Below are 15,420 nucleotides of genomic sequence, written 5' to 3'. Positions count from 1 at the left end.
CCGTAAGCGTGCAGTGAGAACCGTATTGACGAAGTGAAGCTGGTCAGGCAGGCAGAGTAACCCGCCACGGGAGCAGAGCACCCACCCGGTTCACAGGCCAGTCGGCGATGACATCAAGTACATAATGCAGATAGCGTTCCGGATCCACGCCGTTTAATTTGCACGTCCCGATAAGACTGTACAGTGACGCACCGCGCTCACCACCATGATCCGAGCCGAAGAACAGCCAGTTTTTTCTCCCCAGACTGACCCGTCGTAGGGCGTTTTCGGCAATGTTATTATCCACCTCCACCCAGCCATCTTCTGCATAGCGGATCAGCGCCGGCCACTGGTTCAGCGCATACCCGAACGCCTTCGCCAGTTCTGAGTGCCTTGAGAGGGTTTTCTGTTTCTCCCGCAGCCACCCCTCCAGTGACGCCAGCAGCGGCAGCACTTTTTGGTGCCGGACTGCCTGCCGTTCCTCTGCTCTTTTACCTCTGATCTCCGACTCGATGGCATACAGCTCGCCGATCCGTTTCAGCGCCTCCTCCGTCAGGACTGACGGGGTACGGACGTGAACATCGTGGATTTTTCGGCGGGCATGGGCCCAGCACGCGGCTTCCTTTATATGGCCGTCGCGGTAGAGCTCGTTGAACCCGGCGTAGGCATCAGCCTGCAGTACGCCACTGAAGCCTGCAAGATGGGTCTGAGGGTGGATACCTTTTCTGTCCGGGCTGTAAGCGAACCACACTGCGGGGGCCAGCGCTGATCCGGCGTTGCGGTCGTCTCGAACGTACGTCCATAAGCGCCCGGTCTTCGTCTTCTTATTGCCCGGCAACAGCACCGGGACAGGCGTATCGTCAGCATGGAGTTTGCCGTCGGTCAGGACATAGTGCTGAAGGGCTTCATCCAGCGGTGCCAGCAGACGACAACACGCATCCACCCAGCCCGACAGTACAGAACGACTCAACACTACACCCTGGCGGGCATAGATCTCCGACTGGCGATACAGCGGTGTGTGCTCTGCATACTTTGAGGTCAGCACTCGGGCCAGCAGCCCCGGTCCGGCGATCCCCCGTTCGATGGGGCGCGAAGGAGCCGGGGCCTGAACGATGCGATCGCACCGACGGCAGGCATGCTTTTCACGGACTGTCCGGATAACCCGGAAGGCGCTGCGCATCAGCTCCAGCTGTTCGGCGGCATCCTCACCCAGGTAACTCAGCGAACCACCGCACTCCGGGCAACGCGGCTCAGTCGGCAGCAGCCGCTTCTCATCCCGTGGGAGTGACTCAGGGAACGGTTTGCGGGTGCGGGTCTGACGCAGCGGGCGCTGCACTGCCGGGTCATCCACCCGGCCGGTCAGCGTATCGCTTTCCTGCTGCAGCAGGTTCAGGTCAGCTTCCATTTGCGCGATACGGCGGGATACCTTTTCGGAACGACTGCCGAAGTTCATCCGGCGCAGCTTATCCAGTTGCGCCTGCAGATGGTCTATTTCGCGTTCCCGGTTGCTCAGCTTTTCCTGCAGGGCGTGGATCAACGCTTCCTGTTCGGCCAGGCGCTGTTTCAGCAGAAGGATGTCGTCAGAAGAGGTATCGTTCATAAGCCTGTATTTTACCAGGCTTATTCTGCGACAACCAGGATAAAGAGCGCTACAACATGGTCAGGGATGTCAGTAACCGCTTTGGCTGTCGCCAGTCGATACCTTCCATCAGCATCGCCAGTTGCGCCGGCGTCAGGAACACTTTGCCATCGCGGGCTGAGGGCCAGGCGAAGCGACCACGTTCCAGTCGCTTTGTCAGCAGGCACAGACCATCGCCGGTGGACCAGAGCAGTTTTACCTGACTGCCGCTGCGTCCCCGGAAGATGAAGACGTGGCCGGACATCGGGTCATCTTTCAGCGCGGTCTGCACCTTTGCGGCGAGGCCATTGAAGCCGTTGCGCATATCGGTGATACCGGCAACCAGCCAGATTTTTGTGCCTGCGGGAAGATTTATCATACCGGCCCCCGCATCAGTTCGCGCAGGACAGTGCTCATGAGTTCAGCAGAGGGATGAGTCAGTGTTATTTCTCCTCCCCGACATTTTATGTGGCAGGTAGCGGGAGGAGAGCAGGATGGTAGTTCGAAGGTTGGGAGAGAAGAGCCCGCCTGAAGCTGCACGGGTATCAGGGCAGGAAGCGACGATGAGTTTTTTCGGGGCCGACAGACCCGCCCTTCACGCTGCCAGAGCCTTATCCATTTAAAGAGCAGGTTATCATTGACGTCATGTTTCCGGGCCAGTGCGGCAATACTGCCTTCTTCTTCAAGAGCCAGCCTGACCAGTTCCATTTTGAATTCAGGGGAATAGTGTTTCCGGGGAAGTCTTTCTTTAGCGCGCATGAGGTGTCCACCTGCAAAATAAGTGGGTGCTTAAGTTACAGGATCCTGGATTCGGGACCAGACGGTACTCAGACGACGCTTACCCAGAACCGGATTGATGGCTCTGAGCTGAGCCTGAATCTGTGCCCGCCTTTTAGGCATACTCTGGCTGCGCCTTTCTTTTTCCTGCGGCTTCAAGCTCATCCTGTTTTTCCTTCGCCAGCTTCAGCACCGCGTCAAGCCTTTTGTTATCAACGATGCGCCCCTGACTGATGCAGTCCAGCTTATCGAACATCTGATATTTCAGTGTTCTGTTTCCATGGCGGAATTTGAGCGTACCGTCCGTATAATCAAAAGCGAGGATTTCTTCTCCGACTATGCGTGAGTTTTCGTCAGTGGGATCAACCAGATAAAGGATTTTTTCATACTGAAAAGTCAGTGCTTTTGAGAGCGTCCGAAGCGTCTGCCAGGCGAAAATGTCGTCCAGTTCCAGGTGGCTCTCTAGACCGTGCGGTGAAGGTTTTTCGGGTATTTTGCCAGTCTGGCAAAGCGGTGGTTGAAGTCGCTGATGAACGTTTCGATCCAGGCGTTGGCGGCATCAATGCAGGTGATATTCTCCAGGCACATCTCCTTAACCAGCCGCTCCTGCAGCGTCAGGTTGGCGCGCTTAACGCGGCCCTTGGCCTGAGAGCTGTTGGCACAGATACCCGCCAATAGTGGACACGCGACTAAGTGAGTAAACTCTCAACCAGAGGTAGCTCACATGACTAAATCAGTAACCGTCAGTAAAAAGCCGCGTAAACAGCACACTCCCGAATTCCGCCAGGAAGCTCTGAAGCTTGCTGAACGCATTGGCGTCGCTGCCGCTGCCCGCGAACTCAGTTTGTATGAATCGCAACTCTATGGCTGGCGAAAAAAACAACAGCAACAACTGACATCATCTGCACGCGAAAGCGAACTGGATGCTGAAAATGCCCGGCTTAAACGCCAGCTTGCGGAGCAGGCAGAGGAGCTGGCTATTCTCCAAAAGGCCGCGACATACTTCGCGAAGCTCCTGAAATGAAGTATGTTTTTATCGAAAAATATCAGGCTGAGTTCACCATCAAAGCCATGTGCCGGGTGCTGCGCGTGGCCCGTAGCGGCTGGTATGCCTGGTGCTCCCGGCGTCATCAGATAAACACGCGACAGCAGTTCCGTCTGGCCTGTGATGCCGCGGTTCTCAGAGCATTCACTGATGCAAAACAACGGTATGGTGCGCCACGGCTTGCGGATGAGCTCCCGGCCTACAACATCAAAACGATAGCTGGCAGCCTGCGTCGCCAGGGGCTTCGGGCAAAGGCAGCCCGCAAGTTCAGCCCGGTCAGTTATCGTGAGCATGGCTTGCCTGTGTCTGAGAACCTGCTGAAGCAGGACTTTTACGCCAGCGGCCCGAATCAGAAGTGGTCGGGAGACATCACCTACTTACGCACCGATGAAGGCTGGCTGTATCTGGCAGTGGTGATTGACCTGTGGTCGCGAGCTGTCATCGGCTGGTCAATGGCACCGCGAATGACGGCACAACTGACCTGCGATGCGTTGCAGATGGCGCTGTGGCGGCGTAAACGCCCGAAAAATGTCATTGTTCATACTGACCGTGGCAGCCAGTACTGTTCAGCGGACTATCAGGCGTTGCTGAAGCGGCATAATCTGCGCGGGAGCATGAGCGCGAAAGGCTGCTGTTACGACAATGCGTGTGTGGAAAGCTTCTTCCACTCGCTGAAAGTGGAATGCATCCACGGTGAACGCTTTATCAGCCGGGAAATGATGAGAACAACTGTATTTAATTATATTGAGTGCGATTACAATCGCTGGCGTCGCCACAGTGCCTGTGGTGGGCTCAGTCCTGAACAATTTGAAAACCAGAACCTTGCTTAGGGCCGTGTCCACATTACGTGGGTAGGATCAGTTCACACCAGGAAAACGATTAATGACTGGCGGCAGGATTATAACGAGTGCCGTCCACATTCATCGCTGGATTACCAGACTCCAGCTGAATTTCCAGCAGGCTGGCGAAACGGGAAATATGAAGAAAAACCAACCGACATTACTAATTGAAGGTTATATCTAATCCTGGGGTCAGTCCAGTTTATTTAGACAGTTTTGGCATTTCATGTCACGTGATTTAATGTCTGGGTATTTATTCTTTTGATCAGAGTAAAGCTAGAGTTGTTTGAAGGGAAGGGGATAGGAATGCGTGAGTTCCAGCCTCCAATTACCTGCAAAGACATATTTTGAAACCTATATAAATGGGGTAAGAAAAAATATCTTCAGTGTAAAACGATATAAAAATTGCCATATCTTATTGATTATGAGTGAATTTTATTGTTTAAGAAAAATTTCTCGATAAGTGGATGTTCAAGACAGTCAGCGCTATATAAAAAATACAATAAAAAGTATTGACCCTATAGTAGTTGCAGGGTTTTTAATGCTCATCAACAGGAAACGAGCAGTATGCTCTTATGATGAACATTAACTTTACTAGGGTTATCACTATGAAAAATATCAAACTTCTCGCAGCAGCTGGTTTTCTCTCTGTTGTCTCATTCTCTGGTATGGCGCAGACGGTCAGCGTAACTGCTTCCACTCTTGACAGTGCAGAAGCAAAAATTGCTGCTAAAGCAAAAGAAGCACAAACGTCATACAAAATTCTCTCTGCGTATACTGGTAATCGAGTGCATATGACCGCTAAATTAGGGGATTAATAGATAATCATTTTAGGGTATCTATAGGAATATATACCTTGATAAAATCTGCCACTATATACTAATTTTTAATGCTTGATATGCCACATGTTTTTTCCTTGAATAGACTTTAGCGGACTGCTGATAAAGAGTCCGTATTTTTTTAATGTAATACTAATAGTTAAGTATGGTTTTTTATCCGTGCAAATATTTTAGCTCCACGTCCTCTTTGTGGAGTTGCCCCCGCTAAAACGGACACGGTTAATTTATAGCTAGCAGCGAACTTCTGTATTCCCTTGGTGACTGCATTTTCAGCCCTTTATGGGGATGCCAGTTATTATAGTCTTCCATCCATTCCGTCAGTTTTCACATCACTGTCATGGCATCCGGCAGGTCATTAACATACACGTAGTCACGCTTGAACGTTTTAACGAACGATTCAGCCATCCCATTGCTCTCCGGACTGCGCACTGGCGTCGTACACACGATGAACCTGAGTGAGGTGGCGAACGTTCTTATTGAGTCCGCTATGTAGCAACAGCCATTATCGGTCAGCCACTCAACGGCATGTGGCAGGTAAAGCGTATTGCCAAAGCGCTTTTCCACACTCTCTGTCAGCAGATCCTGCACCATAACGCTGTTTATTCCACCTGTTGTCGCCGACCAGCAGATGGCTTCGCGATCACAGCAGTCAAGGCTGAACACTACCCGCACGACTTCCCGATTCAAGCAGCGGATTTCAACACCAGTGCGTATCCGGCTTGAGTGTCACGACGTTGCCGGTATGACTGTGCTCTGGCTTTCTATGGCCAGATTTTGCCAGCAACAGGTTATTCGCCTGCATGATCCGGTAAATGCGTTTGTGGTTAACCCGCCAGTTTTGTTCCTTCAGCGCACGATTGAGGTGTGCCGTCACGCGACGGTAGCCGTTTGTCGCCCGCTCGCTGCATATCTGGCGGATAAGCGGTAACAGTCGGGCGTCATCATCTTTGCTATAGCGGGCTGGCCGCTGCTGGCGCTTCTTTAGCAGCCGTTCATAAAGATTCGAACGCGATACGCAGAGCACTTCTGCTATTCGGATGAGGAGGTATCGTCCGGTGGCAGCAATGGCATGCGCGATATCAACTTTTTTGCCTAGGCTATCTCAAGCGCGTTCCTATGGATTTCGGCTTCCATCGTCTTGCGGCCCAGCATTTGTTCAAGCTGTTTGACTTTTTTCTCCAGCGCTTGGACCTCGGAGACACTGACGACCTCGTCGCCAGCGACGATCGCAGACTTTCCACCCTCGTTCATGAGCCGTTTCCACTTAAAAAGAAGACTGGGTGTGATGTCATATTGCCGGGCAACGAGTGAGACGGTGTAGCCGGGCTGCATGGCGAGCGCAACAAAACGGGCTTTCTCTTCAGGAGTATAACGACGGCGTTTTTGCTCGCCAGTGATCACTTCGATTCTTTGCACAGGACACTCCTTAAACATAGCTCTATGACTATGTCTTACTGGTGAGGTGTCCGGTTCAAACGGAGGCTATTACCCTTTGATATTTTCACTTTTTTGATTCATTCTCAATGCCGATGCTTGGTTAAATCAGAGAAGCGTTCATCATCAGCTATCAACCGGTGCTTTTACGATTTAAGGGGTTAAGACACCGCTCACTATTCTATTCCGTTAGCCTGACTCTGTGATTTCCCGAACATAGTTCAGTGTTCTGAACAGATAAAACCAGCATATTTCTGTCCGGAGCGTCAGACAAGATTGTCTGATAAAGGGGGAGCTGCTCCTTGCAGATTAGAGCATCTCTATGTTAGCAACGTCCGCTCCTGGCACGCATGAGACATTCAGAGCCATAACTGCTGGGGACAGCCTGGCAGTCCAGTTCTTCTGTTCGGTTTCACGACTACACGTCGCCATAATTCGCTATGATGAGAAAAACAGAATAGGATATCGAAGATGAAAACTGTCGAATTTTTGCTGTACACCCTCAAACCCGGTACTGGAAAAGACTTTCATAGAATAATGAAAGAAGTGAGTGTTCCACTTCACCGTTCAGTGGGAATGGATGTTATTTCTTATGGTATATCAGCACATGACGACGATGCTTACTATCTGATCAGGGCTTATAACAGCCTCTCTCACCTGAAAACTGCCCAGGACACCTTTTATGATAGCGAAGCATGGCGTCATGGTCCCCGGCAGGCCATTATCGATAGAATAAGCATCAGCGTTAAATCGGTACTGACTCTCACTGAGAGTGCCGTTGAGCATTTACGAACCCACTGACCCTATCGCTATACGTCATGGTAAAGCCGGGATAGACACACCAGCAAGACGTTACTGTTATTCAGTACATCAGAGATGAGGCTACCGCCTCACATGCTGAATGCGGGATGTTTGACCGGCATCTATGAGCGAAGAGCGGAAGTTCGCTTTCGGAAAACCTAATCCATGTGCCAGAGGGTCTCTGAAAGAGAATGGGGCGTTTAAGTGGGGTACTTACAAAAAATCAGCCTTAACGTACAATAATTTTCGATATCCAAACTGACCCCATTAAGAGTTATCCAGCATGTATGTCTCTTCAATCAACGATTAGTACGGAGACTCATACTAAACTGGAAATAAATCTCATAATAGCGCTTAAGCCGGAATGACTAGCGCTGTCCGGCAAATAGTCGCGGATGATTCAAGATCCACTTATTAAGTGGATCTTGATAGCATCCTGTTAGTAAACCGCTTGTTTTATAAGTAAAATTCCTTTGGCGGGTGTGTAATATTCAGTAGGCTGGCCGGTTATTTCACGCAGCACCTCAGTGACAATACTATTGACCATTCCCGTCAGTTTAAGCAATTCGGCAAAAGTTTCATTCTTGTCAATTATCTTTCTGGTGCCATTTGGAACGTAGAGCAGCATTGCAGCATTAGGGTTCTGTGCAAGATAATTTAGCCATCTGTGAGTCTCTACAAGGACAGCCAGCTCGTAGTATTGGCTATGTCGGAGATTGTTACCATCTGCGTGGTACATCAGCGAGGCAATATCATAACTACTGAGTTCAATTTTAGTACCCTCAGCTTCACTATCCGCTTTTAGTGTCTTAAGAAAACGAATAGACTTACGCAATCCTCCATTACATTGATCGCATTTGTCTTTAATTCGTTTGATGTGGAGGAAAGGTAGGTTGTAGATACGTTGACGTGTGTTTTTATCTATAATAGTGACCCCACGTTGATCTACATCTTTAGTATGTTGGTACTCTTTGGTATCCCACCAGATGCTTGGCACCACATCCACTTCTCTCTGCAAAGACCCTCCCGTTATTCTCAAAGATTTGGCGTTGTTGTCATCAACATCTGCCGCAGGGAAAGTTGCTTTCAGGGCATCCCTAGCGGCATCCCTGAGTTCAAGGATGACATCCCCATCATTTTTGTTCGTAGGGGTGTAGCGGCCAATACCGTCGCTATCATAAATAAGCATCTGAGTGTCTATAATCAGCAGATCCACATCACTGAAACTTTTAATATGAATATCCAGTGGTACAGAGCCTTGGACACGAAACTCCAGATTAAGATCTAATTTCTTTACCAGTTGGTTCTCAATACGCTTGGCAGTTTCAAAAGAAATTTCGGTATAGCGGTTATCAACCGGTTGCATGGCACCTATAACATAGCGGGTTGCAGAATCTTGTTTTCCCCTGGTTTCCCAACTTTCATTTAAATCCAGGAAACCTTCTAGCAAAGCATAGTTTTCCAGTCCATCAATCCTCTGGTTACTGATTGACTCTCTGGCTACGTTTAATTGATCGAATGTCCCTTTACGACGAGACTTCATGCGTTCAATTCGCGCACTAAATGAATTAGACATTGTCGATCCTAGTGATTGTCATTGTTCCGTAAGTAGCCCGGCCTTGACCGTTAAAATAATGGCCTTCAGCAGATTTGAGTCCGTCGTCGAACCTGAACTCTGCGAATCCAACATGTGAAGTCAGGTGTTCTTCACCTGTCTTGGGTTGGTTGCGGTAGTTATAAAGCAGCTGGTAACCAATTCCCTCGTCATGAATGATGGAGGCTGTCACACTATCCGAATGCGATGATTGAGTTTTCAGATGAATTCTGACTTTGTCCCATGACTGGACAATTCTCAGCTCACCTTCCCAGGGTTTACCACCTTCAGATCGGGTATGGCCTTCAACATTCCAGCGGCCTGCAAGATTTGGCACACATAAAAATTTCCCGAGGTAGGTGTTATGCCAGAGATTTTTATCAAACCATGTATACAACCCCATGTAGATCCCACCGGCGCTAATAAGTGAAAAAACTGAGGCAGGTATGTGGCTGTTAATGTGAAAGTTTTTCAGCCATTCGATTAGTGTGAGTGCTAGTAAAATCAGAACGAACGATATAACTGAGGCAACAATGGCAATATATCGGCCGACTTTACTGCGGTTAAAACCGCAAATCACAATGTACTCGTGACTTTTCATGAAATGGCGTCCAAGTGAGATGAAAACTAAAAAAACTATATATAGGTAATTTTACTATATCAAACCCTAGATATGGATGGATTGACAGTTATTTCTCGGTATGGTTATCAGAACGAGTTTTAAGTAGATCTGGAAGAAGATACATCCAGATTTCAGTCAGATACCGCCATCGTCATGTCAGCAGGAACCGGATTGATTTCCTCGTTTCATAGCGGTCAGGCTTGCCTGAAAATGATACCTTCGCAGGGAATGTTGATTGAGCTGGGCGGTGTCATTTTTCTGTTTATAGGCGGATTACTTGCAACCCTTGGCTGGCAGTGGCCGTTTTTGCTTCATCTTTTTGCCTAGGTTCTTCTGGTTATGCAGCTGGCGTTTGTGCCGTAACAATTGTCCTCTGGGACAGAAAACATGAATGAAAACGCCGGAGAAAGCGAATCGGTGAGTGCGACTCGATTAGCGCCTGTGCTTTTTGCAGCCCTGCTGTCCATGATTTGCTTCTTCACCAGCATTATCATCATTCCGCAGGTGTTTAGCTGCATGGCTATTGGGGCAGCAGAAACCGGATACTTTCTGTCGTTTATCTCACTGGTCGCCGTCGGGGCTGCTGCGATGATGCCGCGCCTCATAGCGCGTTTACGTGAGTACGGAAATCTGTACACGGCGTTTAGCTGCTACGCTGCCGGACATTTCATATTTTCATTCGCTGATAATGTAGTGTTCTACATCGCTGGCGGGGTTTTAATGAGTTGTGGGTTTGGTCTGTCGGTGCCGCTTGTGAATCATATGACAGTCGAGCAGAGTCACGCTCGCGTCCGGGGACGTAACCTTGCCTGGCTTTCTATGGCTATATTCTCCGGCCAGTTTTTATCATCATTCATGGAAATCATCCTAGGAGATTCATCAGTCGTCTTCCGGGGGACCGCGACAATTGCGGTGGCGGTAATTGTCGCTCTCATGGTGATACACCGGAAACGTCGCTTTAAAACGGCATAACGTCTGTCAGTATCAGCAACGCCGACATTGCTGAGCCGGCTTAGTCTGGTGCGGGTACTGAGGGTGCAAATGTCCGCTCTTGGCACGAAGCGGACATACATCACAAGCGCCGTACATACGCTCTATAAAACAACTGCTCCGGCGCTGCGGTACCAAGGGCGAATCCCGGAGTGCTTTACTCAAAAATGAAACGGTGCTTATATGTTCTGGCTTCAGCTTAAATAATTAATCGGGCCTGCAATATACGGGGCCTGCTCAGTGTCTTTGCCGTAAAGGATTAGGTATGGAAATTGAAATTAATTGCTGTAATAACATCGATAAAGCAAATATAACTCTGGCAGAAAAAAAACTAAATATTAAATTTGCGCCTAACGGCACCGGAAAAAGCACCATTTCCCGCGCGATTCAGTGTACGGTAAACGGGGATGAACAGGGTCTCAGCGACCTGCTTCCGTTTAGATACCGTGGTTCTAATCCCGATGCAGTACAGCCTAGGGTAACTGGTGTCGATGGCCTGCAAAACGTCATGTGCTTTAATGAAAAATATGTCGATCAATTCACTTTTCAACCAGACGAGTTAGTAAGTAATAGTTTTGACATCTTCATCAAAAGTGAAGCGTATCACGAGACAGAACGCGAAATCGAAGCCATGGTCGTGGCCATACGGCAGCAGTTTGCTGATAACGTCGGGCTTGAAGAATTCATCACGCACCTGGGGGAACTCAGCGCCGCATTTAAGCTGAGTAGTACCGGGATTGCAAAAACGTCTACCGGTATGAAAGGCTTATCCGCTGGCAACAAGCTTCAGCACATTCCCGACGGTTTGGAATCTTATAAGCCGTACATCCAAAGTAAAAGCAGCGTAGAGTGGATCGAGTGGCAGACCCGGGGGTATGAGAAATTCTCCGCGCTATCCGACGGCTGCTGTCCGTTCTGTACTGGCGACTCCCGTGAAAAGGCCGAGCAGATTAGCCGCGTCAGCGCGGAGTATGATAAGGCTGTCATTAAAAACCTGATCGGCCTGATCGGCGTGCTAGATAAACTCGGCGAATATTTTTCAGAGCCTGCCCGTGCCCGCCTCGCTGATATTACAACCCTAAAAAGTGGGCTGGAAAAACAGCACGAAGAATATCTCGTGACAGTGAAGAAGCAGACAGACAGCCTGATAAATATGCTGAATACCCTTAAGACTCTTAACGGCTTTACGTTCAGCGCTTCAACCAACGTCAAGGCTGCACTGGAAGCCTGTCGCCTAGACGTGAAGTTTTTCCCGGAGCTGCAGTCGGATAAAACGGCCCGCACCGTAGCCAGTCTCAATACCTCTTTAGACGACCTGACGACGCAGGCCGGACGCCTGCAGGGTCAAATAAATAAGCAGCGTCAGGGCATGCAGAAGCTGATCCTCAAGCATAAAACCGATATCAATACCTTTCTGGCTTACGCAGGCTATCGTTATCAGGTGGATATCACTGGGGAAGGCGATAAATGTCGGCTGAAACTGCGCCACGAAGACTTTGAAGGCTACGTCAGCGGCGGCAGCCAGCATCTCAGCTACGGTGAACGCAACGCCTTTGCCATTGTTCTGTTTATGTATGAATGCTTAGCCAAGAAGCCAGGCCTGATCATTCTTGACGACCCGATTTCATCGTTTGATAAGAACAAGAAATTTGCCATCCTGGAGATGCTGTTTCGCCGCAATACCGGTGAGTGCCTGAAAAATGAAACGGTACTGATGCTGACTCACGATGTTGAGCCTATTATTGATACACTGAAGTCCGTCAGGAAGCTGTTCAGTAATCTGGTTACGGCCTCACACTTGCACTACAGCGCAGGCTGCATCACCGAGCAGCTCATCGGTGAAAGTGATATCCGCACTTTTGCTCAGATCTGCCAGTCTGTCACTGACTCTGATAGTGAAGACATCATCAAGTTGATCTATCTTCGCCGACATTATGAAATTATGGACGACCTCGGTGATGCCTATCAGGTGCTGTCAAACCTTTTTCATCACCGTGAAACGCCCATCGACACCCGTGAACCCGTTGTGCAGGGAGTGGGACATCCTGAAATGTCCGCAGAAAAAGTTGCCTTCGGCTGCCAGGCAATCGCCGATCGCATTCCCGGCTTTGACTACCAGGCCACTTTCGTTCAGCTCACCGACCCGGATCGTATACGTGCGCTTTATCTGCTCTGCCGTAATGGCTACGAGAAACTGCAGGTGTTCAGGTTGCTTCAGACCGGACTCGAGAACGCAGTAATACGTAAATTCATGAATGAGACCTACCACATTGAAAATGAATTTATCTGTCAGCTGGATCCTGCCCGGTTTGATCTCATTCCTGAATATGTCATCAGGGAGTGCGACGCGCTTATACTTCCTCCTCCACCGGCAAATGACGATGCGCTGGAAGAAATTGCCTGACCTGTCGGAGGCGCGAGTATATTAATGCGCTTCAGTTTTCAGTGCGGCTCCAGTCAGGGCCAATAACCACCAGCAGGCGATTACGGTCTGTTACCCGGACCGTTTTCCCCTACCGCAGCGACCTGATGAGCTTCCGGCCTCGCGGCTGGGCCTGACATTCAGAGTGCTGACTGTACCAAGGCAGCGCCACCTCAAGGGAGCAGGAAGGCGACAGGATACATGATCTTGCACGGTAATCGGATGCATTACGGTAAGCAATTCCATCACATGAAGATAAACAATGAACCATCCTGAAATTCACGTCAAAGACTGGATTGATGTGGGCAATCGTGAGTGTGTGGTGCAACGACTTCTTCCTCCAGTGTCTCCCGTCGGCGTCTGTATTGTTGTTCTGAATAAAACCAAACCGACCACCCGGATCGCTGGTTGGAAAGGTGAAAAGTGGTACTTCATGCCCAGCCATGACTTTGGTGGCTATGCAGATGAGTATGATCCCTGTGTACGTGAACTGAAACGGGGCCGTCGCTGACCCCACGAGGTAATGTAGTGCAACTGCGTTTAGGCCAGACTACACGTCACAACACAAGGGCTGCATTCTGATGTTGACCATAACGCATTGTGATGTAGCAATGTCCGCTTTTGGCTGTGAGTTCAACGGGTCGCTGCAACGCTATCCTTAATCAAGGGGGACGTTGCCATGAAACGAAGAACGCGCATTTACTACACGCCAGAACAGAAAGCGATTATCTGGGACAGGTATAAGCAAGGTGATTCCCTGCATGATATCGCCAGAATGTTCGACAGATTTCATTCTTCCATTATGCCCACTATCCACCAGACAGGCGGCTACCGTCCTCCCGTGCGAAAACGGCACCGATTAGCGCTTTCGCTTGATGAAAGAGAGGAGATATCCAGAGGGCTGGTAGCAAAACTCAGTATCAGGGACATCGCCGCCAAATTATCAAGAGCGCCCTCAACGATTAGCCGTGAGGTCAGGAGGCACGGTGGTGCAAAACAATACCGTGCAGCAAAAGCCGATGCTACTGCGTGGGAAAATGCACTGAGACCAAAACCTTGCAAGCTAATTGAAAGCCCCGCATTGTGTAAAATCATTGCAGAGAAGATGCATCAGGACTGGTCGCCGGAACAGATCGCCGGTTGGCTGAAACGCTGTTATCCGGATAATCAGGAAATGCATGTGTCACACGAAACGATTTATAAAACGCTTTTTATACAAACCCGGGGAGCATTAAAAAAAGAGCTGCAGCAATGCCTCAGAAGCGGAAGAGCAGTGCGTAGATCCAGGACGTCATCGCTTAAAGGGAAAGGATTAGGATCAATCCCGAACACGATACCTATCAGCGAAAGGCCACCAGAGGCCGCTGACAGAGCCATTCCAGGTCACTGGGAAGGTGACTTGATTCAGGGCTCGAAAAACTCCTATATCATCACCCTCGTAGAACGTCATTCCCGTTTTGTTATGCTGGCGAAGATCAGAGACAACAAGACCATAACGGTTATATCTGCACTCATCAGACAAGCCCGGGAATTACCTGCTGAGCTTTATAAAACATTAACCTGGGATCGTGGCGCTGAAATGACCAGTCACACACGATTTACTGTAGCGACAGACATTCAGATTTATTTTTGTGATCCTCAATCTCCCTGGCAACGTGGCTCAAATGAAAATACGAACAGATTGCTCAGACAATATTTTCCAAAAGGAACTGACTTATCGGTTCACAGCCAGCAAAGACTTAACAGTGTTGCCAGACAGCTCAACGAAAGGCCGAGAAAAACGCTAGACTATGAATCACCCGCAGAACGGTTCAATAAGTGTGTTGCGTCCATCAGTTGAACTCACAGCACGAAGCAGACAAACTAGATTATCCGTGGCTATTCAATAAGCTTGCAAAGCAAGGTTTCTCCTTCATGAGGTGGCCTGCTCACTTCGCTTTATCTGGTGATAGTGAACCATCAGGTATTTATTACATACAAGGGAAGGGGGCAGGTTTCATTATTAAAAGGTTAATTATTAAGGTTTTAATAAATTAATGATGAAACAACTCACCAAAGTAATGAAAAACTAAGGTGAGTTGGAATTACACAAGCTCTACTTATCAAAATTCATTCGGGTTATTCTTCAGCTATGTGAAATACCATGTCCTGAAGAACATGACTTACATGGTGATCCATTATGCTATAAAATATGTACTTACCCTTTCTCTCTCCGCGAACAAGCCTTGCACTTCGTAACAACCTCAGATGATGACTGACCAGAGATTGTGATAACTGGAGCGACTCAGCAATGTCGCCTACAGAGACCGAACCACGCATACAGTAAAGCAGGATTCGTAGTCTTGACTGGTCCCCCAGTAGATGGAAAATCTCGGAAAGTTGCCCAATGTCGTTTTGCGAGAGCATTGATAGATCTGGCTCCGCGACATGATCTGTCGCGGAACAGTCTTGTATGTTGCC

At 49.1% G+C, this 15,420-nt stretch carries 13 protein-coding genes and 3 pseudogenes; 8 read left to right on the top strand and 8 right to left on the bottom strand.

Annotated features, from left to right (window positions below):
• Positions 1 to 43: 43 nt before the first annotated feature.
• The 4 genes and pseudogenes from tnpC to OGY08_RS08080 form a co-directional block, all read right to left on the bottom strand.
• A complete protein-coding gene (tnpC, locus tag OGY08_RS08090; RefSeq protein ID WP_032430836.1) occupies positions 44 to 1,579 on the bottom strand; it encodes an IS66 family transposase in 1,536 nt (511 codons plus the stop codon).
• 49 nt (positions 1,580 to 1,628) lie between these two features.
• Positions 1,629 to 1,976 carry an IS66 family insertion sequence element accessory protein TnpB gene (gene tnpB, locus OGY08_RS08085; protein ID WP_000609174.1) on the bottom strand — a complete coding sequence of 116 codons (348 nt, stop codon included), beginning with the start codon at positions 1,974 to 1,976 and terminating at the stop codon, positions 1,629 to 1,631.
• A complete protein-coding gene (locus OGY08_RS25195; protein ID WP_050586387.1) occupies positions 1,973 to 2,305 on the bottom strand; it encodes a transposase in 333 nt (110 codons plus the stop codon). The genes tnpB and OGY08_RS25195 overlap by 4 nt, the downstream gene beginning before the upstream one ends.
• Positions 2,306 to 2,386: 81 nt before the next feature.
• Positions 2,387 to 3,040 (bottom strand): annotated as a pseudogene (locus OGY08_RS08080) (transposase family protein); the annotation flags it as partial.
• A gap of 58 nt (positions 3,041 to 3,098) precedes the next feature.
• Between OGY08_RS08080 and OGY08_RS08075 the strand changes: the two are divergent.
• The 3 genes and pseudogenes from OGY08_RS08075 (at position 3,099) to OGY08_RS08065 (ending at position 5,076) form a co-directional block, all read left to right on the top strand.
• Positions 3,099 to 4,249, top strand: a protein-coding gene (locus tag OGY08_RS08075; RefSeq protein WP_085954962.1) for an IS3 family transposase whose coding sequence is annotated in 2 segments (ribosomal slippage) — positions 3,099 to 3,360 and positions 3,360 to 4,249 — 1,152 coding nt in all. Because the reading frame shifts where the segments join, the coding sequence is not laid out codon by codon here.
• A 30-nt stretch (positions 4,250 to 4,279) separates the two neighbouring features.
• Positions 4,280 to 4,429 (top strand): annotated as a pseudogene (locus OGY08_RS08070) (integrase core domain-containing protein); the annotation flags it as partial.
• 437 nt (positions 4,430 to 4,866) lie between these two features.
• Positions 4,867 to 5,076, top strand: a complete 210-nt coding sequence (locus OGY08_RS08065; RefSeq protein ID WP_032443218.1) for a YdgH/BhsA/McbA-like domain containing protein — start codon at positions 4,867 to 4,869, stop codon at positions 5,074 to 5,076.
• Positions 5,077 to 5,316: 240 nt separating this feature from the next.
• Here the strand turns inward: OGY08_RS08065 and OGY08_RS08060 are convergent.
• Positions 5,317 to 6,513: pseudogene (locus OGY08_RS08060) on the bottom strand (IS3 family transposase).
• A gap of 489 nt (positions 6,514 to 7,002) precedes the next feature.
• Between OGY08_RS08060 and OGY08_RS08055 the strand changes: the two are divergent.
• Positions 7,003 to 7,332: an NIPSNAP family protein gene (locus tag OGY08_RS08055; protein WP_016154439.1), complete on the top strand. Its 330-nt coding sequence runs from the start codon at positions 7,003 to 7,005 to the stop codon at positions 7,330 to 7,332.
• Between the two features lie 439 nt (positions 7,333 to 7,771).
• On the opposite strand, the gene OGY08_RS08050 is transcribed toward OGY08_RS08055, so the two are convergent.
• Positions 7,772 to 8,908: a nucleotidyltransferase-like protein gene (locus OGY08_RS08050; protein WP_009654824.1), complete on the bottom strand. Its 1,137-nt coding sequence runs from the start codon at positions 8,906 to 8,908 to the stop codon at positions 7,772 to 7,774.
• Positions 8,901 to 9,527, bottom strand: coding sequence for a Cap15 family cyclic dinucleotide receptor domain-containing protein (locus OGY08_RS08045; RefSeq protein WP_016154438.1), 627 nt, complete (start codon positions 9,525 to 9,527; stop codon positions 8,901 to 8,903). The genes OGY08_RS08050 and OGY08_RS08045 overlap by 8 nt, the downstream gene beginning before the upstream one ends.
• A 408-nt stretch (positions 9,528 to 9,935) precedes the next feature.
• Here OGY08_RS08045 and OGY08_RS08040 point away from each other — a divergent pair, with 408 nt between their 5' ends.
• The 4 genes from OGY08_RS08040 (at position 9,936) to OGY08_RS08025 (ending at position 14,800) form a co-directional block, all read left to right on the top strand.
• Positions 9,936 to 10,520: an MFS transporter gene (locus OGY08_RS08040; RefSeq protein WP_009654820.1), complete on the top strand. Its 585-nt coding sequence runs from the start codon at positions 9,936 to 9,938 to the stop codon at positions 10,518 to 10,520.
• Positions 10,521 to 10,803: 283 nt separating this feature from the next.
• The gene (locus tag OGY08_RS08035) at positions 10,804 to 12,942 is read left to right on the top strand and encodes an AAA family ATPase (protein ID WP_009654821.1); all 2,139 of its coding nucleotides are present in this window, start codon (positions 10,804 to 10,806) and stop codon (positions 12,940 to 12,942) included.
• A 280-nt stretch (positions 12,943 to 13,222) separates the two neighbouring features.
• Positions 13,223 to 13,471 carry a hypothetical protein gene (locus tag OGY08_RS08030; protein ID WP_016154436.1) on the top strand — a complete coding sequence of 83 codons (249 nt, stop codon included), beginning with the start codon at positions 13,223 to 13,225 and terminating at the stop codon, positions 13,469 to 13,471.
• A gap of 168 nt (positions 13,472 to 13,639) precedes the next feature.
• Entirely contained in the window at positions 13,640 to 14,800 is a 1,161-nt protein-coding gene (locus OGY08_RS08025) for an IS30-like element ISCfr4 family transposase (protein ID WP_023063357.1), read from the top strand.
• A 278-nt stretch (positions 14,801 to 15,078) separates the two neighbouring features.
• On the opposite strand, the gene OGY08_RS08020 is transcribed toward OGY08_RS08025, so the two are convergent.
• The gene (locus OGY08_RS08020) at positions 15,079 to 15,366 is read right to left on the bottom strand and encodes an ArsR/SmtB family transcription factor (protein WP_051541465.1); all 288 of its coding nucleotides are present in this window, start codon (positions 15,364 to 15,366) and stop codon (positions 15,079 to 15,081) included.
• Between the last annotated feature and the right edge of the window lie 54 nt (positions 15,367 to 15,420).

The sequence above is a fragment of the Citrobacter sp. Cpo069 genome (assembly GCF_030332785.1).
GTDB lineage: Bacteria > Pseudomonadota > Gammaproteobacteria > Enterobacterales > Enterobacteriaceae > Citrobacter > Citrobacter portucalensis.
Note: the sequence above shows the minus strand (reverse complement) of the source record. Positions and strands in the feature narration are given on the sequence as shown.

Excerpts from the sequence above, each read along its gene's own strand:
- tnpC (WP_032430836.1), bottom strand. The coding sequence starts at position 1,579 with ATGAACGATACCTCTTCTGACGACATCCTTCTGCTGAAACAGCGCCTG.
- tnpB (WP_000609174.1), bottom strand. The coding sequence starts at position 1,976 with ATGATAAATCTTCCCGCAGGCACAAAAATCTGGCTGGTTGCCGGTATC.
- OGY08_RS25195 (WP_050586387.1), bottom strand. The coding sequence starts at position 2,305 with ATGGAACTGGTCAGGCTGGCTCTTGAAGAAGAAGGCAGTATTGCCGCA.
- OGY08_RS08065 (WP_032443218.1), top strand. The coding sequence starts at position 4,867 with ATGAAAAATATCAAACTTCTCGCAGCAGCTGGTTTTCTCTCTGTTGTC.
- OGY08_RS08055 (WP_016154439.1), top strand. The coding sequence starts at position 7,003 with ATGAAAACTGTCGAATTTTTGCTGTACACCCTCAAACCCGGTACTGGA.
- OGY08_RS08050 (WP_009654824.1), bottom strand. The coding sequence starts at position 8,908 with ATGTCTAATTCATTTAGTGCGCGAATTGAACGCATGAAGTCTCGTCGT.
- OGY08_RS08045 (WP_016154438.1), bottom strand. The coding sequence starts at position 9,527 with ATGAAAAGTCACGAGTACATTGTGATTTGCGGTTTTAACCGCAGTAAA.
- OGY08_RS08040 (WP_009654820.1), top strand. The coding sequence starts at position 9,936 with ATGAATGAAAACGCCGGAGAAAGCGAATCGGTGAGTGCGACTCGATTA.
- OGY08_RS08035 (WP_009654821.1), top strand. The coding sequence starts at position 10,804 with ATGGAAATTGAAATTAATTGCTGTAATAACATCGATAAAGCAAATATA.
- OGY08_RS08030 (WP_016154436.1), top strand. The coding sequence starts at position 13,223 with ATGAACCATCCTGAAATTCACGTCAAAGACTGGATTGATGTGGGCAAT.
- OGY08_RS08025 (WP_023063357.1), top strand. The coding sequence starts at position 13,640 with ATGAAACGAAGAACGCGCATTTACTACACGCCAGAACAGAAAGCGATT.
- OGY08_RS08020 (WP_051541465.1), bottom strand. The coding sequence starts at position 15,366 with ATGCTCTCGCAAAACGACATTGGGCAACTTTCCGAGATTTTCCATCTA.